The sequence below is a fragment of the Gaetbulibacter sp. PBL-D1 genome (assembly GCF_050509525.1).
GTDB classification, from domain to species: Bacteria; Bacteroidota; Bacteroidia; order Flavobacteriales; family Flavobacteriaceae; genus Gaetbulibacter_B; species Gaetbulibacter_B jejuensis.
In genome coordinates, this window is the sequence record NZ_JBNWKB010000006.1 from 33,633 (window position 1) to 52,951 (window position 19,319).

Here is a 19,319-nt window from a genome sequence, read left to right on the forward strand (position 1 = left end):
GTGTCTAGTTTTTCTTTGTAATGATAATGACAACACCATCTTTGGCTTTGTCTCCATATTTTTCTACTGCCTTTTCGCCTTTAAGAACTTCAACCTCTTTTATTGTTTTTGGATCAATGTTTTTCATTTCTTTTTTAGAGATTTCCTTTCCGTTCAAAATAAATAAAGGATTACCATTACTATAAACAAAAGAATTGTTGTTACCGTTTTCAGTAGCTATTATTTCAACATCTTTACCATCTTCATCAGTTAATACAATAGTTTTTACATCTTTTGTTACCCAAACATTGTCCTTATCGTTTTTAACAACAAAAACATTCTCTTCATTATCTGAGTCTTCGTTTAATTCTATAACTTGAACATTGTCATCATCGGTTTTAATTTCAATAACAGTATTGCTTTTTCCGTTGGTGGTTGTTTTAACGTTTTGTTTTACAATAACTTTTTTGTCAGCATGTACGTTATCATCATCTTTTGAAATGAAAACTACATTGTTGCCATTGTTTTGGCTGAATTTTACTTTACCATCATCAGATACAAAATGGATGTTTTTTAAGCTGTTTTCTACATGGCCAATTGCAACACTTTTACCGTCTTCGTCAAGTGCAATTTTAATATCTGCTATTGGTTCGTCTCCTTTTACATGATAGTTAGCATTTGAATTTTTGTATTCAATATCAATTTTAATGGCAGTTATTTCATTGCTTTTGTTGCGTTTTATGCCTTTAAATTTTACCGAAGCACCTTTGCTTTCCAGCTTAGATTTTAAATTGTCAAAATCAGCATCAGTGAAATCTTTAGTAATTAAAAATATTTCAGTATCTGCTAAAATAGATGTTGCGCTTTTAGCGGTTTTTGATTTTACAGTAGCTGCTTTTTTAGTTGATGTGCCTTTAGCAGTCGTAGTTATTGCTTTTGTTTGTTTTTGTGTTGTAGCAATTTTAGGTTGTTCAATATTGCCTAATCCTTCAACTGTAGCGTAATCAATTATTGGTGTTTCAATAGGAATTACTTTTTCGATATAAACTGTTTTAGTGTTGAAGCTCATTAAAAATAAAGCTAATGCTGGAAGTATCAATATGTATTTCCAAGCTCTTAATTTGTTCGATTTTGATTTGTGTAACATAACTATTCGTTTTTTGATTAATGAAGTATAAAAATTGTTGGCTAATGCCAATTGATTACTATTTGTGCTTGCTTTTACCAATAGCATTTGATAGCTTTTTTCACATGATGAAACATGCTGAGCTTCTTGGTCTGCAATAAATTCTAGGTTTTGCTGTAGCGCTTTTTTGTACAACCACATAAAAGGGTTGAACCAAAAGAGTATAGTAGCAAGATGGGTAATTATTATGTCAATTGAATGAAATTGTTTTGAATGCACTTTTTCATGATTAATAATATGTTTAAGCTCTTCAGGGTTAAAATGAGAAGGGTTGTAAACGATATAGTTGAAAAATGAAAAAGGAGCGATGCTTTTACTTGTTTTTATGTAATAATGATTTTCAATTTTTTCAAGGCTGTTCTTTTTTAATAAAGAGAATAAAGAGAATAATTCTATTCCAAACTTTAGTAACAATACTACAACTCCAATGCTGTAAGCTAATGGGAGTAGTTGCATGTAGTTAAAAGCTTGTTCGGTTTGTTGCGTTTCAACAATTTTTCCAACAGCAATAAAATTTTGAGCTACAGGAGTGTATTCAACATAAACAGGAATAACAATAAATGGAATAGCGATTGCTGTAAATAACCCTGTAATTAAAAACCAACGGTTAGATGTAAAGAAGGTTTCGCGTTGTAAGAATAGTTTGTAGCACAAATAAAAAAGTATAATAATGGCTGATGATTTTAATAGATATTCCATGATTAACTCTTGTTTTCAATTAAAGCAATAATCTCTTTAAGCTCATCAACGCTTATTTTTTCTTCTTTAGCAAAAAACGATACAACATTCTTGTATGAGTTGTTGAAATAGTTTTCAATTGCTGTGTTCATAAAACGCTTCTTGTAGGCTTCCTTAGAAATAATAGGGTAGTATTGATGTGTTTTACCATAAGCATTATAGCTCACATAGCCTTTTTCTTCAAGGTTTCTAATTATGGTTGACAGTGTGTTGTAATGAGGTTTATCGTCTTTTATTTCAGCAAGTACATCTTTAACGAAAGCTTTTTCAAGTTTCCAAAGTACATGCATAATCTCTTCTTCCTTATTGGTCAATTTTTGCATAATGGACTTTAATTTGATTGAATACTCAAACTTATAACTATTTTTCTAGTTATACAACTACAAATATAGTTTTTTAACGAAATTTTTAGTTTTTAGCACAGATTGAAACTAAATAGTATCTTCGCAAAAAAATAGTTTTTATGAGTGTAATTTGGGTTATTTTAGGGTTATTACTTTTAGTGGTAGGAGGTGAGTTTTTAGTACGCTCATCGGTTGCACTTTCATTTAAATTAAAATTATCCAAGCTTGTAATAGGTATGACGGTTGTGTCTTTCGCAACTTCAGCTCCAGAGCTATTAGTGAGTTTGCAAGCTGCTTTAGATGGTTCTTCAGATATTTCTTTAGGAAATGTTATTGGTTCAAATATTGCCAACATTGGTTTGGTTTTGGGTATAACCGCAATTATTTCTCCATTATTAGTAGATAAAGACTTTTACAGATTGAATTGGCCAATGATGATGCTAATGTCTGTGTTGCTTTATGTTTTTCTGAAAAATGATGATTACTTAAGCTTGATGGAAGGTGTGCTTTTTATTGTTATGCTTACAATATTCCTTGTTGTGCTTATTAAAGATTCTAGAAGAAAAACTAAAGTTAATTTAGATGAGGTCGACGATTCGCTTAAAGAAACATCCAATTTTAAAATCATACTTTGGTTATTAATAGGAGCTGCTGCATTGTATTTTGGTAGTGAGTGGTTGGTAAAAGGTGCAAAAGATTTAGCTTCAGCAGTTGGAGTAAGCGAGTATGCTATTTCGGTTACAGTTATTGCAATTGGTACAAGTGTTCCTGAGCTAGCAGCATCAGTTATCGCAGCACTTAAAAAGGAAAAAGCAATTTCTTTAGGAAACCTAATAGGTTCAAATATTTTCAATATTGCATCGGTTTTAGGGCTTACAGCTATTATAAAACCAATAGCTGTTAACCCAAACACGCCAGAAATTTTATCAACCAATATCTTTTGGATGATAGGTTTTGCAGCTGTATTAATTCCATTAGTGTTTTTACCTAAACGTTACGAACTAGGACGTTTAAAAGGCTTTTTGTTGTTTGGTGCGTATTTGATATTTATCTATTACGCAGTGGTATAAAAAACAAAAGCTTACAAATTAATGTAAGCTTTTGTGATTGTTTTTATGAACAAAACAAGATAATGTCTAATTAAACATTTGCCGACTTAACTGTTTTTACAATTCTACCAGCAATTTTGTAAGGGTCTCCATTAGAAGCAGGACGTCTATCTTCTAACCAGCCTTTCCAGCCTTTTTCAACAGTAATAATAGGTATTCTAATTGAAGCTCCTCTATCAGAAACTCCATAACTAAAATCAGTTATAGCTGCAGTTTCGTGCTTTCCTGTTAAACGTTGGTCGTTAAATTCACCATAAACTTCAATGTGTTCTTTAACAACAGGTCTGAAAGCTTCACATATTTTTTCATAAGTTTCCTTGCTGCCACAAGTTCTTAAAGTGGTATTAGAGAAATTGGCATGCATACCAGATCCATTCCAGTCCATATCTTTTCCTAATGGTTTTGGGTGGTATTCTATATAGTAACCATATTTTTCAGTTAATCTATCTAAAAGATAACGCGCAACCCATAATTCATCACCAGCTAATTTGGCACCTTTGGCAAATAACTGGAATTCCCATTGACCACAAGCAACTTCTTGGTTGATACCTTCAAAGTTTAAACCAGCAGCAATACATAAATCAGCGTGCTCTTCAACAAGCTGTCTACCATGAGTGTTTTTTCCACCAACTGAACAATAATACAATCCTTGAGGCGCAGGATAACCTCCTACAGGGAAACCTAAAGGTAATTGTGTTTTAGTGTCCATAATGAAATATTCTTGCTCAAATCCAAACCAAAAGTCATTATCATCGTCATCAATTGTAGCTCTTCCGTTAGATTCGTGAGGAGTACCATCTGCATTTAAAACTTCAGTCATTACTAAGTATCCATTTTTTCTTTCAGGATCAGGAAAAATTGCAACAGGCTTTAATAAGCAGTCAGAAGATCCACCTTCTGCTTGTCGTGTTGAACTTCCGTCAAAAGACCAAATAGGACAGTCTTCTAGTTTACCGCTAAAGTCTTCTTCAATCTTTGTTTTACTTCTCATGTTTTGAGTAGGATAGTAACCATCCAGCCATATGTACTCAAGTTTAGATTTTGCCATTGTGTAAATAGTTTTTGTAATTAAGCTACAAATATAATTTTTTTGTTTTTAAGTGTTATTTTTGAGGGGTTAATTTATTAACAAGCGATATTTTTTTATTTACACCCTTAAATTTAAGGGGTGATTTTAATAAATAATCATTTTAAAGCGTCTTAATTGTTAAATTGTTAATAATCTAATGTTAATTCGCTTTTTTAAAATTCATCATAACTATAAGTTTGTACTTTATTAACAAACAAAAACATACGTTATGTCCACATTACGATTTCATGCGATAAAAGAATCATTAACAAGAAAACCTTTAGAGATTAAAGAAACAGAAAGACGTTCTGAAATCTTTGGAGCTAATGTTTTTAATGAGGTTTCAATGCGACAATACCTTACAAAAGAAGCTTACATGAGCGTTATGGATGCTATAAATAAAGGGACAAAAATAGATAGGGTTGTTGCTGACCATATTTCAACAGGAATGAAAGAGTGGGCAATTTCTAAAGGAGCAACGCATTATACACATTGGTTTCAGCCTTTAACAGGAACTACAGCCGAGAAACACGATGCTTTTTTTGAGCCATTAGGAGGAGGTCAAGCTATTGAAAAATTTGGAGGAGGTCAACTTGTACAGCAAGAACCAGATGCATCTAGTTTCCCTAATGGAGGAATAAGAAATACTTTTGAAGCAAGAGGTTACACCGCTTGGGATCCAACTTCGCCAGCATTTATTTATGGTACTACATTATGTATTCCAACAGTTTTTGTAGCATATACAGGTGAAGCTTTAGATTATAAAACACCATTGCTTAGAGCGCTTCAAGCAGTTGATAATGCAGCTGTAGATGTGTGTAAGTATTTTGATAAAAATGTGAAAAAAGTAAATGCGTCTTTAGGTTGGGAGCAGGAATACTTTTTAATAGATAGTGGTTTGGCAGCTTCCAGACCAGATATTGTTTTAACAGGAAGAACTTTATTAGGTCACTCTTCGGCCAAAGGACAGCAGTTAGACGATCATTATTTTGGTACAATACCTAATAGAGCTATGGCGTATATGCGCGATTTAGAACACGAGTGTATGTTGTTGGGAATTCCTGTAAAAACTAGACATAATGAGGTGGCACCAAATCAGTTTGAGTTGGCACCAATATATGATGAAGCTAATCTTGCAGTAGACCATAATTCATTATTAATGGATGTAATGGGTAAGATTGCCGAACGTCATAATTTTAAGGTGTTGCTGCATGAAAAACCTTTTGCAGGAGTGAATGGATCAGGTAAACATAACAACTGGAGTTTAGGAACAGATACAGGAGTTAACTTATTAAGTCCAGGAAAAACACCAATGAGTAATCTTCAGTTTTTAACCTTTTTTATCAATACTATAAAAGCAGTTAATGATAATGAGGAGTTGTTAAGAGCAGCAATAGCTTCAGCAAGTAACGATCATAGGTTAGGAGCAAACGAAGCTCCACCAGCAATTATTTCGGTATTTATTGGTGAGCAATTAACTAAAGTACTTAGTGAACTAGAAAATGTAACCGATGGAAAATTGTCTCCAGAAGAAAAAACGGACCTTAAACTAAACGTGGTTGGGAAAATTCCTGAGATTTTATTGGATAATACTGATAGAAATAGAACTTCATCATTTGCTTTTACAGGTAATAAGTTTGAGTTTAGAGCTGTAGGTTCTAAAGCGAATTGTGCAAATCCAATGACCACGCTCAATGCTATTATGGCAAAACAGTTAATAGAGTTTAAAAAAGAAGTAGACGCACTTATAGATAAGAAAAACCTTAAAAAAGACGAGGCTGTATTTAATATTCTTAGAGAGTATATTAAAAAATCAAAAAACATATTATTTGAAGGTAATGGTTACAGTGATGAATGGGAAAAGGAAGCTAAGAAAAGAGGTTTAAGTAATAATAAAACCACTCCTGAAGCATTAAAAGCTAAAGTAACCAAAAAGGCAATCGACCTTTTTGAGGAGTTAGGTATTATGAACAAAGTAGAGTCTGAAGCACGATATGAAATTGAAATGGAAGAGTATATTATGCGTATTCAAATTGAAGGTCGCGTATTAGGAGATATAGCTCGAAATCATGTGGTTCCTACTGCTGTAAGATATCAAAATATCTTGATTGATAATGTAAAAGGGTTAAAAGAAATTTATGGAACAAGCTATAAAAAGTTAGCTCAAGAACAGTTGAATTTAATAGAAGAAATTTCTGGGCACATTGCATCTATAAATTCTAATGTTACAAAAATGACAGAGGAACGTAAAACCTCAAATAAAATTGAAGATATAGAAAAGAAAGCACATGCTTACTGTAATAAAGTTAAACCATTATTTGATGATATAAGATACCATTGCGATAAGTTAGAATTACTTGTTGACGATGAGCTTTGGCCACTTACAAAATACAGAGAGCTACTTTTTACTAAGTAGTAAATACTGTGTTTGTGGCTCTTTTCTGTAAAAATTGATAAGTAGGTATACGTACATGAAAATGAGTAGAATAGCATTTCAACGCTAAATTTTACTAATAATCGATTATTTGGTTAAACATAGTCAGGTCAGCTACTTAATTTAGTAAGTTTGTGACGCTATTAATCAATTATTTGTAAAATGAAGAAGTTACTATTAAGTGTGGCTGCTTTGATGTTTGCTACATTATTATTTTCTCAAGATGATTCTAATGTAGAGAATGACGAATTAACACATGACACAAGTGTTGTTAAGACAGAAATGAAAATAACGAAAGAGTCATAATATTCTTTCGTAAATACTTAACTGTTTTATTAAATGGGTTTCACACTCATTTAATAGGAAAAAGACAGGTGATTTTAAAATCATCTGTCTTTTTTTGTTTCAGAAATACCTAATAAGTTGATTCTTTGAATTTTATTTTGTTATATTGCGCTCCTTATTGCCTCATAATTAGAACTTTAAATCTCTTTTGTTATTAATTAAAGAACGTTTAATTAATACTAAATTGATGATAGCAAAATTCAAATGTATTAAGACGCTTGTCTTAATATTCCTAACTTTCTACGCGACTATATCTTTTGGTCAGGAAAGCGAAAGCCTTGATAACAGTAAAGCTTTTAAAAAGCTAAAATTTTATGACTACAGAAGTGATAATGTTATTGATATTGCAGGAGGAACTTCAGTAATGAATGGAGATTATTTTACCGATCCGTTATTTGAAGTGTTTTTTCATGTTGGTTATAAGCGTTATATCTTTCCTTATTTAAATATCAATTTCGGGTACAACAAGTTCAATCTTGCATATAAAGATATTTTTAATGAAGGGTTTATGTCTTTCGATTTGAACTTAGAGTACACAATGCTACCTTATGAAAAATTCACACCTTATGTGTTTGCAGGAGCAGGTTATAATGCGGCTAATTATTTTGAACGTACAGATATGAAGGCACAAGCAGGACTTGGCGTAGAATACATAGCTATTGAAGGTTTGGGGCTAAAAATTTACGCTGACTATAATCATGTTTTTACAGATGAACTTGACGGTTTTGAGTTTGGTGATGCTGATGATGTATACTGGAGAATTGGGTTCGGAATTAACTTTTATTTAGGTGGAACTAAGAAAAGAGAAAAGGTTTTAGCCAAATTGCCAACAGTTATTAACACCAATTCTATAATTGAGAAACAAAATTGGGGTAAAAAATAAATTACAATCCTTATTTTTGTGGCTCAAAACAAATCCATGAGTCAAAATATAAGTAAAAGATATGCGCAAAGAGGCGTTTCAGCTTCTAAAGAAGACGTGCATAACGCTATCAAGAATATTGATAAAGGCTTGTTTCCTAAAGCATTCTGTAAAATTGTACCAGACTATTTAACAAACGATGAGGACCATTGCTTGATTATGCATGCAGATGGAGCTGGTACAAAATCGTCTTTAGCTTATATGTATTGGAAAGAAACAGGAGATGTTTCAGTATGGAAAGGTATCGCGCAAGATGCACTTATCATGAATATTGATGACTTGCTATGTGTTGGAGCTACTGATAATATCATGCTGTCTTCAACTATAGGGAGAAATAAAAACTTAATTCCTGGAGAAGTTATTTCGGCAATTATTAATGGAACTGAAGAGTTGATTTCTGAATTAAAAAACTTTGGAGTAACCATTCATTCTACAGGTGGAGAAACTGCTGATGTTGGTGATTTGGTAAGAACTATTATTGTAGATTCTACTGTTACTGCTCGAATGAAGCGTGAAGATGTTATTGATAATGCCAATATTAAAGCAGGTGATGTTATTGTTGGTTTGGAGTCTTTTGGTCAAGCAACTTATGAAAAAGAGTACAATGGAGGAATGGGAAGTAATGGTTTAACATCGGCTAGACATGATGTTTTTAATAATTATTTAGCTGAAAAATATCCTGAAAGTTTTGATGCTTCTGTGCCTAAAGACTTAGTATATTCTGGTAATGTGAAGTTGACTGATGCGGTTGAAAATTCGCCAATTGATGCAGGTAAATTAGTGCTGTCACCAACACGTACTTACGCTCCAATTATTAAGAATATTTTGTCAAAATACAATAGTGATTCCATTCACGGAATGGTACATTGCTCTGGTGGAGCACAAACTAAAATCCTTCATTTTGTAGACAGCCTTCACATAATTAAGGATAATATGTTTGAAATTCCTCCGTTGTTTAAGTTAATTCAAGAGCAATCAAATACAGACTGGAAAGAAATGTACCAAGTGTTTAATTGTGGGCATAGAATGGAGTTATATGTGTCTCCTGAAGTTGCACAAGACATTATTACAATTTCAAAATCATTTAACGTAAACGCTCAAATTATTGGAAGAGTTGAAGCGTCTTCAACTAAAAAACTAACTATTGAGAGTGAATACGGAACCTTTAATTACTAAATTTTTCACATCCGCTTAAACCCTATGATATAATGAAAAACCTTTTTTACCTTATCTTTTTATTAGTATTTCAATTTTCATACTCACAACCAGATTCATTGTTTTTCAAGAAGAAAATTAAAGAGATTGCTCCCAAATGGGAATTGGTAAATAGGGCAGGTTTAGATTTAAGTGAAGTGGCATTTGTAAACTGGAGTGCTGGTGGTAGTAACTCAATATCTGCACTTGTAGGTGTAACTTCTAATTTAACTTATAGACATAAAAATTTTGTTTGGAAGAGTATTGGTTCTGTACGTTACGGAATTAATAAGCAAGAGAGTCAAAAAGTAAGAAAAACAGAAGATGTTATTGAGTTAGCGTCTAATTTAGGCTATAGAAAAGATACCCTAAATAACTGGTTTTATTCTGCAAGGTTTAATTTTAAAACACAAATTACCAATGGATATAACTATCCTGACAGAAATAATCCTATTTCTCAGTTTATGGCACCTGGTTATTTGTTTTTTGGTGTTGGAGCAGAGTATGGTAAAAATATGGAGAAGCTTAATTTGTATTTATCGCCATTAACCTTTAAATCAACATTTGTTCTGGATGAAGATTTAGCTAATGCTGGTTCTTTTGGTGTTACACCTGCTGAATTTGATGACGAAGGTAATGTACTTATTCCTGGTCAACGAGTACGAACCGAAATGGGAGTTTTAATAACTAATGCCTACGAAACGACATTGCTGGAAAATATATCAATAGTGAATTTAGTGAGTTTTTACACAGACTATCTCAATAGTTTTGGAAATGTAGATGTCGATTGGGAAGTTGTCTTCGATTTTAAAGTAAACAATTATGTGAGAGCAACTTTAGGGTCTCATCTAAAATATGATAATGATGTAAAAATCATTGAACCAACCGAAGTAGAAGATGAGTTTGTTGAAAAAGGAGCTAGAGTACAATGGAAACAACTTTTAGGCGTTGGCGTTGTTGTAGACTTTTAATTTAGATTTCCTGTATTAACATAGTTATAGGTCTCAAGTTCTTTGAGATCGTTAATAGGTTTGCTGCATCTGTTTTTTATTAGATACAAGTTATCACTTGTGTTAATTACATTTTTAAACATGTGATCTGTTATGATAATTATCTTTTCGTGCTTTTCTTCAGAAATTAAGCCTATAATTTTTTGAATATGTAAAGGCGATAAGTGCGAAAACGGTTCGTCCAATAAAGCAATTTTGTTTTTTCCTTTTAGTGTTAGGTAAGTTTCAATTACACGACGTTCTCCACCTGAAAGTCTATTGAGCCTTTTGTCTTTGTAAGACGAAAACGATTCAAATTCTGCTACGAAATCATTCCAGTCTATCTTTAAAAGTTTGAAAACAGTTTTTAATTTAGCACGATCTGGAGTAAAATTAAATTGAGGTAAAAAGCTTGTGAGTTTTGTTTTATATAAAGCAGATGTAATTGGCTTTCCGTCAATTCTTATAAGTTTATATTTTGATTGTAAAGAGCCAAAAATAATGTTTAACAAGCAACTTTTTCCTGAACCATTACTACCAAGTACACCTGTGACTTTTCCAGTTTCGGCTTTTAAGTAAATACCGTTTAAAATGCATTTGTTTTTAAAATAAAGCTCAACATTATCTACCTCTAACGTCATATAAACTCTTTAATGAGTATAATATAAACAATCATTATAGATATGTCTATTATAAAAAGGGACGAGAAAAGTTTAAAAGATGAAATACCTAAGTTTTTGAAGAAAATAAGCTTTCGTCTAGCATTAGTTTCGGTAACTAAATACCACAAAAACACAGTAAGGAAGAGTTTAGTAATTACAGCAGGAACAATGTGTGGGTTAAATATAGTAATGCCAATATTAACAAGAAAAGACCAAATAAAATAAGGTCTGTAAAAAGAAAGTATAGCTCCAAATTGCTGCATAATACTAAGAAAACGTATTTTTAATAAAAATATTTTGAAGCAGTATTCGTAGCTAATAGTGCATATTAAAATTTAAGGATTCATAAATCAGCGTAAATACAATTTAAAGATTTTTTTTATTAAAAAACACTTGGATAAAAGAGTAAGTGTTGTATGTTTAAAGTTTCTTTTAAGTAAGAAAGGTTACAGTAATTTTTTCATACTATTTTTATAATGCTTAAAACAAATTTAGGAGTATTTATAGCTACCATCATCTTAATTTTATTCAATTTTTTATCTATATATAAATTCGGATTAAAATATTTTGATGAAACTAATTGTATTGTTGTGTTTCTTTTATTTGTAGTGTTTTTGTATAACAAATGCTACTTAAATTTTAAACTATCTCTGGCATTTGTATTGGCATTATTAGCCAATATTTCACTTATATATTATGAAAACATTGTGTTTTCTTTTTTGGTTAACATATTTAAACTTCTCTTTTATGTTGTGTTAATGTGGCATGTAATTCCGCTTCAGAGAAATGTCAAAATAACCCGCTTAGATTGGTTGTCTTATATATTTGTGTCTTTTTTAGGATTCGGTATAATTAAATTACTTATTGATTCTATTGAACAAAATCTAGAAGCAGGTCTAAGCCTATTGTTTTATATTCATGGTTTATGTTTAATGATTGTTCTGATTATAGCTTTTAGGTATAATAGTACTGATTTTAAAGGTGCTAAGTATTTTGCATTTCTTTTAGCTTTGTTTCTTTTTTCAGACATATTTTCATCCTTTGGGTACTATCTTGGTTATGATAATTTGTCTTACTTTGAGCGTTTTTTCTATACTATGGGACTTTGTTTTACTATAATATATTCAAAAAAATATATAGCAAAAAGCGTGAGTGAAAAGGATAGAGTTATCTAGCAATGTATATCGAGCAGATTTAAACATTTTAAATTCATAAATTATCGTATTTTTGCGGCACAATTTTAAGAAGATAAATGTTAGATAAATTACAAATAGTAAAACAGCGTTTTGATGAGGTTAGTGACCTAATCATTCAACCTGATATTATTTCAGACCAAAAACGCTATGTTGCTCTCAATAAAGAATACAAAGATCTTAAAGTGCTTGTTGATAAGCGTGATGAGTATCAAGAGCTTGTAAATAATATAACTGAAGCTGAAGAAATCATTTCTGATGGAAGTGACCAAGAAATGGTTGAAATGGCTAAAATGCAGTATGATGAAGCTAAAGCAAGAATACCTGTTTTAGAAGACGAAATTAAATTCTTACTAATACCAAAAGATCCTGAAGATGCTAAAAATGCTGTGGTTGAATTACGTGCAGGAACTGGAGGAGATGAGGCTAGTATTTTTGCAGGAGATTTATTTAGAATGTATACTAAATACTGCGAAGGAAAAGGGTGGAATGTAAGTACTGTTGATTTTAGCGAAGGAACAAATGGTGGGTTTAAGGAAATCCAGTTTGAAGTGTCTGGTGAAGATGTTTACGGAACTTTAAAATTTGAAGCAGGTGTACATCGTGTGCAACGTGTGCCACAAACCGAAACACAAGGTAGAGTACACACAAGCGCTGCAACGGTTATGGTATTCCCAGAAGCCGAAGAATTTGATGTGGAGATAGACCCAAAAGATGTACGTATTGATTATTTCTGTTCGTCAGGACCAGGAGGGCAATCGGTAAACACTACCTATTCAGCTGTACGTTTAACGCATATCCCAACAGGCTTGGTAGCGCAATGTCAAGACCAAAAGTCACAGCACAAAAACAAGGAAAAAGCCTTTAAAGTATTACGTTCGCGTTTGTATGACTTAGAGCTTGCGAAAAAGCAAGAAGAAGATGCAGCAAAACGTGGTAGTATGGTAACATCTGGAGATAGAAGTGCTAAAATTAGAACTTACAACTATCCACAAGGACGTGTTACTGACCACAGAATTGGTTTAACACTTTACGATTTACAGAACATCGTTAATGGAGATATCCAAAAAATAATAGACGAATTAATGCTGGCTGAAAACACTGAAAAGTTGAAAGCTAGTGACGAAACCATATAACAACAAGCCTCTTTTTTTGAGGCTTTTTTTATAAAATTAAAATAGCTTTGTCATTCCGTACTACGATGCGGAATCCATTAAAAATAAATTTAGAGCTGAAGAGCATAATGATTAAAATAGTTTAAATGACAACACACCAACTCACTGAGCAAATCAAAAAAAAGAAATCCTTTTTATGTATAGGATTAGATGTTGATTTAAACAAAATACCACAACACTTACTACAAGAGGAAGATCCTATTTTTGCATTCAATAAAGCCATTATTGATGCTACACACCATTTGTGTGTTGCCTATAAACCCAATACAGCATTTTATGAGGCTTATGGACTTAAAGGTTGGAAAGCGCTTGAAAAAACCATAATGTATCTTAACGTAAAGCATCCTGAAATCTTTACTATTGCTGATGCAAAACGTGGTGATATTGGTAATACAAGTACCATGTATGCTAAGGCTTTTTTTGAAGACCTTGCTTTTGATAGTGTAACCGTAGCACCTTACATGGGAAAGGATTCTGTGGAGCCATTTTTAGCTTTTGAAAATAAACACACTATACTTTTGGCGTTAACTTCTAATGCAGGTGCTTTTGATTTTCAAACCAAAAAGGTTGATGAGGTTGAGTTATATAAACATGTTTTAGAAACTTCAAAAACTTGGAATAATTCCCAAAACTTAATGTATGTGGTTGGTGCTACAAAAGCTGAATATTTAGCTGAAATACGCAAGATTATTCCTGAGAGTTTTCTTTTAGTGCCAGGAGTTGGTGCTCAAGGCGGAAGCTTACAAGAGGTTTGTAACTATGGAATGACCAACAATGTAGGTTTGCTTATAAACTCTTCACGAGGGATCATATATGCGTCTAATGGAGAAGATTTTGCTCAGGCTTCTGCTGCAAAAGCTAAAGAACTTCAAGAACAAATGGAGAGTATCTTAAATTAGAAGTTAGTTTATTTCTAATTTAAGTATCTTATCATGATGTATAAAGACCAACTCAATAGAGCACTTCAGTTTAATACAGTACCAAAGCGAATAGTTTCTTTGGTGCCAAGTCTTACTGAGTTAATTTGCGATTTAGGGTTGGAAGCATCTCTTGTAGGTGTTACTAAGTTTTGCGTGCATCCTCAACATATAAAAACTAATGTTGCTGTAGTAGGAGGAACAAAACAAGTTCATATTGATAAAATAGAAGCGCTTAAACCAGATATAATTCTTTGTAACAAAGAAGAAAATACCCAAGATATTGTTGAGAACTGTTCAATAGTTGCTCAAGTGCACATAAGCGATATTTACACTATTGATGATTGCTTAGCGCTAATTATAATGTATGGTGAATTGTTTGCTGTAGAACAAAAAGCACAAGAATTGGTTAAAACGATAACTACAAAAAAAGCAGATTTTTTAAATACTATAAATAATAAACCTAAACCTAAAGTAGCTTATTTAATCTGGAAAAACCCTTGGATGGTAGCTGCACAACAAACGTTTATTGATTATATGCTTTCAATAAATAATTTTGATAATGTTTTTGGCGCGTTACAGCGTTATCCTGAAGTGGATTTGAAAGATGAAAAGTTTAAGGATGTAGAATATGTTTTTTTATCTACAGAGCCTTATCCTTTTAAGGAAAGTGATGCCATAGCTATCCAAGCATCGTACCCAAATATTAAAGTGATTTTGGTAGATGGTGAACTGTTTTCGTGGTATGGTTCAAGACTCATTAAAGCTTTTGATTACTTTAAAAAGCTGCATCAAGCGTATTTGAATTAGAACGTTTTAAGCTCAATATTCTTTTCTTGAGTTTAGAAGCTTCATGGTATAAAAAGTCGCTCAAGCCAGAGTCGGTTTGGGTAACGTTATACGCTTCCTCAATAAAGTTTAAATACGTACTTTCTAATTCTTTTAGATTCAAAACCTTCCCAAGGTTTGGTCTAATTCTTCCTACTTTACAAAAATGTGTGTTCATAAACTTGTTTTTATATAAATACGAGTCAATGAGCCTTTTAGACTAGCGGTAAAGGTTAAATAATTGTGAAATATAAATTAAGAACGAAAAATTATTGAATAAAAAAATCCGTAGAGAAATTTATCTACGGATTTTTTTAAGGCTAAAAAGCAATAATTTTAGAAAGCACCAATAAAGTGATTTCCTGGTTTGTTAATTAGTTTTGCACCTTCAGTTACTTCACCAGTAATACTATTGATGATGTAGATGTTTCCATCTTGACCTACAGGAGCAACTGTTACATACACATCATTACCATCAACTACAAAACCTTGATATTGAAAAGCGTATAAGTCTACATGGTAAGGTAAATCTACTTGTTGAGCGGTTGCAGAGTTCAAATCTACACGAGCTAAATAGCTTTGTTGTTGATTTGAAAGTGATGATGTTTGTGCTCCATCATGAGTATAATGAACAAAAGCAATTCCATTTCCAGCATATCTCCAGTTTTGAATATATGATCCAGTTACACCTAAAGCAGTGTCAAGACTGAAAACAAATGTGTTATCATACTCATTGTTTTGGTTTATTTTTAAAATGTGAGAACCTCCAGAATCTCTTTGAGTCGCTTGGTAAACGTTTCCATCTTCAGCAACAAAAGCATTAAAACTTCTGTACCCACTAGTATCTCCATAACCTACAGTAGAAGTAATAATTGTTGGGTTATCTAAAGAAGGATAATCAACAACAATTGACTTAGAGCCTAAACGTTCATAATCTGATTCGCTATTTCCTGTTTCAGGATTAGTTTTACGCATCCAAGTACCAATAATCAATTTGTCGCCTGCTGCATTTAATACTGGTGAATCTAATCTAAAAATGTAATGACCTAAAGCTTCTTCTTCCGCAGAAAGAGGAATTTCATAAGACTTAGTTTCTGAGATTAAAGCGTTAACTAGATCTAAAGATAATACAGTTGCAGTACCTCTTGTGTATAGGTAGTTACCATCATTGTCTGAATTTACTTGTGGTGAAGTAACATTAACAGCAACACCTGTTTGATCTCCATCAAAAAGTTTTGCCCATCTTGGGTTTGTCCCTGCATATTGTGAAATATTTACAGTACCACCAATAGGACTAAAGTCTTGTCCGCCACCAACAACATATTTTTGGAACTCACCACCATTGCTACCACCATAAGCAATATTGAAAAAAGTAGAACCATCAACTGAAGATTGTAAACGTGCAGTTCTAGCAGATTGAACTAAATATCCGTTTTCAAAAACATCAAATGTTTTATTTGGGTCTTGTGCATCTTGTTTGCTTATAGAGTATACCAAAGTACCTCCATTACCATCTCCTGGAGTTCCATCATCTGTTCCCATTATGGCTCCAGCAACAGTAATCCATCTGTCTTCAGTTTGACCTGAACCATCTGGAGTGCCACCATTATCATCGTCACTACTACAGCTAGTCGTGAAAAATAACGTACTTAATGCTACTGCAAAAGTTAAAAGTTTAAAGCTATTTCTTTTCATTGTATATATATTAAAGGTTATTGATTGTATAATTTAATTTTATGTAAAAGGCTCTTCCTGGTTTTTGAACTGCAAAATTGTCAAAAGCTCTTTTGTTGAATATGTTTTTCATATCTAAGCTTAATACTACCTTTTTACTTGGAAACATGTAGCTTACTCCTGCATCATGAATAAATTGCTGAGGAACATCAAAAAAATCTGTTCCAGCATTGTTTCCGTAAGGTTCTAGCAAGTAATTAAAGGTGTCAACAAACATGAAATTGTAAAATACATTTAGCTCAGCTTTTTCTTGAAGAATGTTTTTAAATTGGTACTGAGCGTTTGTGTTAATTGTAAATGTTGGCTCGTTTGGTACTTTTCGTTCGTTAAATTGATTCTTATAAGTAAGATCTAATTTTGAAGCGTTTAGTACTATTCTTAAATTGTTGTTGTATATATAGTTTAACTCGGCATCTATTCCTTTTGAAATAACATCACCTTGATTTTCAAAAGGTAAAACTTGAACATTGCTATTTAATGATGTTTGTACTTGTGTGCCAATTCTATCTTTAATGTTTCTGTAAAATACATTGGAAGCTAATGATAAGTCGTGTTTTTTTATGGTGAATGTCCCAAGTTTTAAGCCTAAGTTAATATTGTTGCTTGTTTCAGGTCTTATGTTTGGGTTTTCAATAATGTTATCTCCAGCATCACCAAATACTTCGTTTTCGGTTGGGAGTCGTACAGCCTTTTCTGCTGAAGCTAAAATTGTAATTAAAGGTGATATTTGGTAGGATGTAGCGACACCATAACCTTGAATGCTGGTGTTGTTACTTACAACATCTTCAACATAAGTTGGTTCGTCATCAATAGTTTCAACTGTTGGGTTTGTTCTTTCAATATGTTGTTGATAGTTTTTTCCAAAAACAGAAGCTTTTAGCTTGTTGTTGAATGCATTAAGTTCATAACTCAATGAGGTTATATTTTTGTGTAAATAACGAGTACCCATAAACCTTCTTTCTAGAACAGAGCGTATTTCATCATCATCCTTTCTATCTACAGCTGAGAATAGGTGGTTTAATAAAAACTTATGGTTTTTATTTAAACTATAGGAAAGACCAGTTCGTATAGAGGAAACCTTTCTATTAATGTTTGCAATAGTTGGCTCGCCTTGTTGAGCGCCTTGAGGTCTTAAAATAGGTTGACCATTCAGGTCTAAGCTTTTTTCGCCATACCAATTATAGTTCCATTTTACGGTGTCATTGATAACTCGATTTCGTTCTCCATAAAGTCCATGTAAGTTAAAGTCTAAGCCTTTAGTTAAGATGTCTTTTTTAGAATATGTTAAGCTTACGATGCTTGCATCAGCTTCAGTAAAACGACCTTTGTAAGGAATGGTCATAAAAGCACCATGTTGTATTTCGTTGTAAGAGTCTGAACCTGTAAAACCAATTAAGAATTTATCAGCCCATTTAACATCAGTAAAACCTGCTTCAATAATTCCGCCATAAGATCTAAAGGCATCATTAAAACGTTTGGCACGAACATACTGTAATTGTCCATTGGGTTGTATGTTGTATACATTTGATCCCCAAACTTCATAATCATTATCTGAATAATTAAAAAACCCAGAAGCTTTGATAGTAAAGCCCGAATTTTTAAAACGATAAAGTCCGTTGAAATTTAGTTGTGATGTATTGAACGAGCCATAAGAAGCTGAAGCGGTCAAACTATTTTTCACACTGTTTTTTAGAACAACGTTTATTGCTCCACCTAATGCGTCATTTGATAAATGTCCTGGTACAACACCTTTATAAACTTCAATTCGCTCAATGATAGAAGGAGGAATACTATTTAAGTCAAATGAAGAACCGTAGGTTGAAATTGGAATACCATCTATAAAAATACGTACAGCATTACCTGACAATCCATTTATATTGTAGTTAACAGCAGAACCTAAACCTCCATTTTGTCGTATTCTAACACCTACGGTTTGATTAAGAAGCTCGTTTGTTTGTATGTTTCTAATACCAGCTTCTTTAGTTTTAATTACGTCAACAGCAAATCCTTGTGTCTCAACAATTTTTTCTTTGGATTTACCAACAACTAGAACTTCTGAAAGTTCTACGTCTTTACTTGATTCTACAGTATAATTTACAATTTTATTTTTGGTGTTTACTTCAATTGTAAATGTTGTGTCTGTAATCTCTATTGATGTTACTTCTATTTTATGAACTCCATAAGGAACTTTTCTAAATTCAAAAGCTCCATTATCATTTGTGGTGCTAAACTTATTGAGTTGTTTTATATATACATGTGCATTAATTACTGGAGCGCCATTTTTTAAAGTTATTGTGCCAGTAATAGTGCTGGTTTGAGAGTATACTATAGCAGAAAATAAAAAGAAAACAAAGCTAAAAAAACGAGTCATTTATTATGTTTGAGGCGTTAAAACGCTGCAAAGTTAAGTCTATTTAGAATTAATCCAAATAAAAACTAAAAATAATAATTGATTTTTGTATCTGTAATTTTTTTAACTATTTATTAGTTGATTTGTTAAT

The 19,319-nt window shown here is 32.3% G+C and carries 18 protein-coding genes; 11 read left to right on the plus strand and 7 right to left on the minus strand.

Going from position 1 to position 19,319, the window contains the following annotated elements:
* Window positions 1-4 precede the first annotated feature (4 nt).
* Together ACQ0RB_RS06395 and ACQ0RB_RS06400 are read right to left on the minus strand one after the other, a co-directional pair.
* Window positions 5-1,864, minus strand: coding sequence for a M56 family metallopeptidase (locus tag ACQ0RB_RS06395; RefSeq protein WP_430497313.1), 1,860 nt, complete (start codon window positions 1,862-1,864; stop codon window positions 5-7).
* A 2-nt stretch (window positions 1,865-1,866) separates the two neighbouring features.
* Window positions 1,867-2,226 carry a BlaI/MecI/CopY family transcriptional regulator gene (locus ACQ0RB_RS06400; RefSeq protein ID WP_129761568.1) on the minus strand — a complete coding sequence of 120 codons (360 nt, stop codon included), beginning with the start codon at window positions 2,224-2,226 and terminating at the stop codon, window positions 1,867-1,869.
* A 140-nt stretch (window positions 2,227-2,366) separates the two neighbouring features.
* Between ACQ0RB_RS06400 and ACQ0RB_RS06405 the strand changes: the two genes are divergently transcribed.
* Window positions 2,367-3,317 (plus strand): calcium/sodium antiporter, encoded by a 951-nt coding sequence (locus tag ACQ0RB_RS06405; protein WP_131507876.1) that lies wholly within the window; start codon window positions 2,367-2,369, stop codon window positions 3,315-3,317.
* Window positions 3,318-3,387: 70 nt separating this feature from the next.
* On the opposite strand, the gene ACQ0RB_RS06410 is transcribed toward ACQ0RB_RS06405, so the two are convergent.
* Window positions 3,388-4,404: a glutamine synthetase beta-grasp domain-containing protein gene (locus tag ACQ0RB_RS06410; RefSeq protein ID WP_129761570.1), complete on the minus strand. Its 1,017-nt coding sequence runs from the start codon at window positions 4,402-4,404 to the stop codon at window positions 3,388-3,390.
* 250 nt (window positions 4,405-4,654) lie between these two features.
* Here ACQ0RB_RS06410 and ACQ0RB_RS06415 point away from each other — a divergent pair, with 250 nt between their 5' ends.
* The 5 genes from ACQ0RB_RS06415 (at window position 4,655) to ACQ0RB_RS06435 (ending at window position 10,291) form a co-directional block, all read left to right on the plus strand.
* The gene (locus ACQ0RB_RS06415; protein WP_131507872.1) at window positions 4,655-6,841 is read left to right on the plus strand and encodes a glutamine synthetase III; all 2,187 of its coding nucleotides are present in this window, start codon (window positions 4,655-4,657) and stop codon (window positions 6,839-6,841) included.
* A 180-nt stretch (window positions 6,842-7,021) separates the two neighbouring features.
* Complete coding sequence (locus ACQ0RB_RS06420; RefSeq protein WP_161566749.1) at window positions 7,022-7,165, plus strand: hypothetical protein; 144 nt, start codon at window positions 7,022-7,024, stop codon at window positions 7,163-7,165.
* A gap of 226 nt (window positions 7,166-7,391) precedes the next feature.
* The gene (locus ACQ0RB_RS06425) at window positions 7,392-8,087 is read left to right on the plus strand and encodes a Curli production assembly/transport component CsgG (protein WP_430497317.1); all 696 of its coding nucleotides are present in this window, start codon (window positions 7,392-7,394) and stop codon (window positions 8,085-8,087) included.
* Window positions 8,088-8,123: 36 nt separating this feature from the next.
* Entirely contained in the window at window positions 8,124-9,302 is a 1,179-nt protein-coding gene (locus ACQ0RB_RS06430) for an AIR synthase related protein (RefSeq protein WP_430497319.1), read from the plus strand.
* A 32-nt stretch (window positions 9,303-9,334) separates the two neighbouring features.
* Window positions 9,335-10,291 (plus strand): DUF3078 domain-containing protein, encoded by a 957-nt coding sequence (locus tag ACQ0RB_RS06435; protein ID WP_129761573.1) that lies wholly within the window; start codon window positions 9,335-9,337, stop codon window positions 10,289-10,291.
* On the opposite strand, the gene ACQ0RB_RS06440 is transcribed toward ACQ0RB_RS06435, so the two are convergent.
* Entirely contained in the window at window positions 10,288-10,950 is a 663-nt protein-coding gene (locus tag ACQ0RB_RS06440) for an ATP-binding cassette domain-containing protein (protein ID WP_430497321.1), read from the minus strand. The genes ACQ0RB_RS06435 and ACQ0RB_RS06440 overlap by 4 nt on opposite strands.
* 42 nt (window positions 10,951-10,992) lie before the next feature.
* On the opposite strand from ACQ0RB_RS06440, the gene ACQ0RB_RS06445 reads away from it, so the two are divergent.
* From ACQ0RB_RS06445 to ACQ0RB_RS06465, 5 genes are all read left to right on the plus strand, one after another.
* On the plus strand, window positions 10,993-11,196 hold the full coding sequence (locus ACQ0RB_RS06445) for a hypothetical protein (protein WP_430497323.1): 204 nt from the start codon (window positions 10,993-10,995) through the stop codon (window positions 11,194-11,196).
* A 251-nt stretch (window positions 11,197-11,447) separates the two neighbouring features.
* Complete coding sequence (locus ACQ0RB_RS06450; protein WP_430497325.1) at window positions 11,448-12,146, plus strand: hypothetical protein; 699 nt, start codon at window positions 11,448-11,450, stop codon at window positions 12,144-12,146.
* 77 nt (window positions 12,147-12,223) lie between these two features.
* Window positions 12,224-13,300, plus strand: coding sequence for a peptide chain release factor 1 (gene prfA / locus ACQ0RB_RS06455; RefSeq protein ID WP_134201093.1), 1,077 nt, complete (start codon window positions 12,224-12,226; stop codon window positions 13,298-13,300).
* 125 nt (window positions 13,301-13,425) lie between these two features.
* Window positions 13,426-14,238, plus strand: coding sequence for an orotidine-5'-phosphate decarboxylase (pyrF, locus tag ACQ0RB_RS06460; RefSeq protein WP_335974602.1), 813 nt, complete (start codon window positions 13,426-13,428; stop codon window positions 14,236-14,238).
* A 33-nt stretch (window positions 14,239-14,271) separates the two neighbouring features.
* Window positions 14,272-15,066, plus strand: a complete 795-nt coding sequence (locus ACQ0RB_RS06465; protein WP_430497327.1) for an ABC transporter substrate-binding protein — start codon at window positions 14,272-14,274, stop codon at window positions 15,064-15,066.
* Here the strand turns inward: ACQ0RB_RS06465 and ACQ0RB_RS06470 are convergent.
* From ACQ0RB_RS06470 to ACQ0RB_RS06480, 3 genes are all read right to left on the minus strand, one after another.
* The gene (locus ACQ0RB_RS06470; RefSeq protein ID WP_129761580.1) at window positions 15,035-15,262 is read right to left on the minus strand and encodes a Lacal_2735 family protein; all 228 of its coding nucleotides are present in this window, start codon (window positions 15,260-15,262) and stop codon (window positions 15,035-15,037) included. The two genes, ACQ0RB_RS06465 and ACQ0RB_RS06470, sit on opposite strands and share 32 nt — an antisense overlap.
* Window positions 15,263-15,420: 158 nt before the next feature.
* A complete protein-coding gene (locus ACQ0RB_RS06475; protein WP_430497329.1) occupies window positions 15,421-16,779 on the minus strand; it encodes a hypothetical protein in 1,359 nt (452 codons plus the stop codon).
* Window positions 16,780-16,789: 10 nt separating this feature from the next.
* Window positions 16,790-19,189 carry a TonB-dependent receptor gene (locus ACQ0RB_RS06480; RefSeq protein ID WP_430497331.1) on the minus strand — a complete coding sequence of 800 codons (2,400 nt, stop codon included), beginning with the start codon at window positions 19,187-19,189 and terminating at the stop codon, window positions 16,790-16,792.
* Between the last annotated feature and the right edge of the window lie 130 nt (window positions 19,190-19,319).

What these genes read in the sequence shown, in the direction of transcription:
- ACQ0RB_RS06395 (WP_430497313.1), bottom strand. Translation starts at nt 1,864, where the DNA reads ATGGAATATCTATTAAAATCATCAGCCATTATTATACTTTTTTATTTG.
- ACQ0RB_RS06400 (WP_129761568.1), bottom strand. Translation starts at nt 2,226, where the DNA reads ATGCAAAAATTGACCAATAAGGAAGAAGAGATTATGCATGTACTTTGG.
- ACQ0RB_RS06405 (WP_131507876.1), top strand. Translation starts at nt 2,367, where the DNA reads ATGAGTGTAATTTGGGTTATTTTAGGGTTATTACTTTTAGTGGTAGGA.
- ACQ0RB_RS06410 (WP_129761570.1), bottom strand. Translation starts at nt 4,404, where the DNA reads ATGGCAAAATCTAAACTTGAGTACATATGGCTGGATGGTTACTATCCT.
- ACQ0RB_RS06415 (WP_131507872.1), top strand. Translation starts at nt 4,655, where the DNA reads ATGTCCACATTACGATTTCATGCGATAAAAGAATCATTAACAAGAAAA.
- ACQ0RB_RS06420 (WP_161566749.1), top strand. Translation starts at nt 7,022, where the DNA reads ATGAAGAAGTTACTATTAAGTGTGGCTGCTTTGATGTTTGCTACATTA.
- ACQ0RB_RS06425 (WP_430497317.1), top strand. Translation starts at nt 7,392, where the DNA reads ATGATAGCAAAATTCAAATGTATTAAGACGCTTGTCTTAATATTCCTA.
- ACQ0RB_RS06430 (WP_430497319.1), top strand. Translation starts at nt 8,124, where the DNA reads ATGAGTCAAAATATAAGTAAAAGATATGCGCAAAGAGGCGTTTCAGCT.
- ACQ0RB_RS06435 (WP_129761573.1), top strand. Translation starts at nt 9,335, where the DNA reads ATGAAAAACCTTTTTTACCTTATCTTTTTATTAGTATTTCAATTTTCA.
- ACQ0RB_RS06440 (WP_430497321.1), bottom strand. Translation starts at nt 10,950, where the DNA reads ATGACGTTAGAGGTAGATAATGTTGAGCTTTATTTTAAAAACAAATGC.
- ACQ0RB_RS06445 (WP_430497323.1), top strand. Translation starts at nt 10,993, where the DNA reads ATGTCTATTATAAAAAGGGACGAGAAAAGTTTAAAAGATGAAATACCT.
- ACQ0RB_RS06450 (WP_430497325.1), top strand. Translation starts at nt 11,448, where the DNA reads ATGCTTAAAACAAATTTAGGAGTATTTATAGCTACCATCATCTTAATT.
- prfA (WP_134201093.1), top strand. Translation starts at nt 12,224, where the DNA reads ATGTTAGATAAATTACAAATAGTAAAACAGCGTTTTGATGAGGTTAGT.
- pyrF (WP_335974602.1), top strand. Translation starts at nt 13,426, where the DNA reads ATGACAACACACCAACTCACTGAGCAAATCAAAAAAAAGAAATCCTTT.
- ACQ0RB_RS06465 (WP_430497327.1), top strand. Translation starts at nt 14,272, where the DNA reads ATGATGTATAAAGACCAACTCAATAGAGCACTTCAGTTTAATACAGTA.
- ACQ0RB_RS06470 (WP_129761580.1), bottom strand. Translation starts at nt 15,262, where the DNA reads ATGAACACACATTTTTGTAAAGTAGGAAGAATTAGACCAAACCTTGGG.
- ACQ0RB_RS06475 (WP_430497329.1), bottom strand. Translation starts at nt 16,779, where the DNA reads ATGAAAAGAAATAGCTTTAAACTTTTAACTTTTGCAGTAGCATTAAGT.
- ACQ0RB_RS06480 (WP_430497331.1), bottom strand. Translation starts at nt 19,189, where the DNA reads ATGACTCGTTTTTTTAGCTTTGTTTTCTTTTTATTTTCTGCTATAGTA.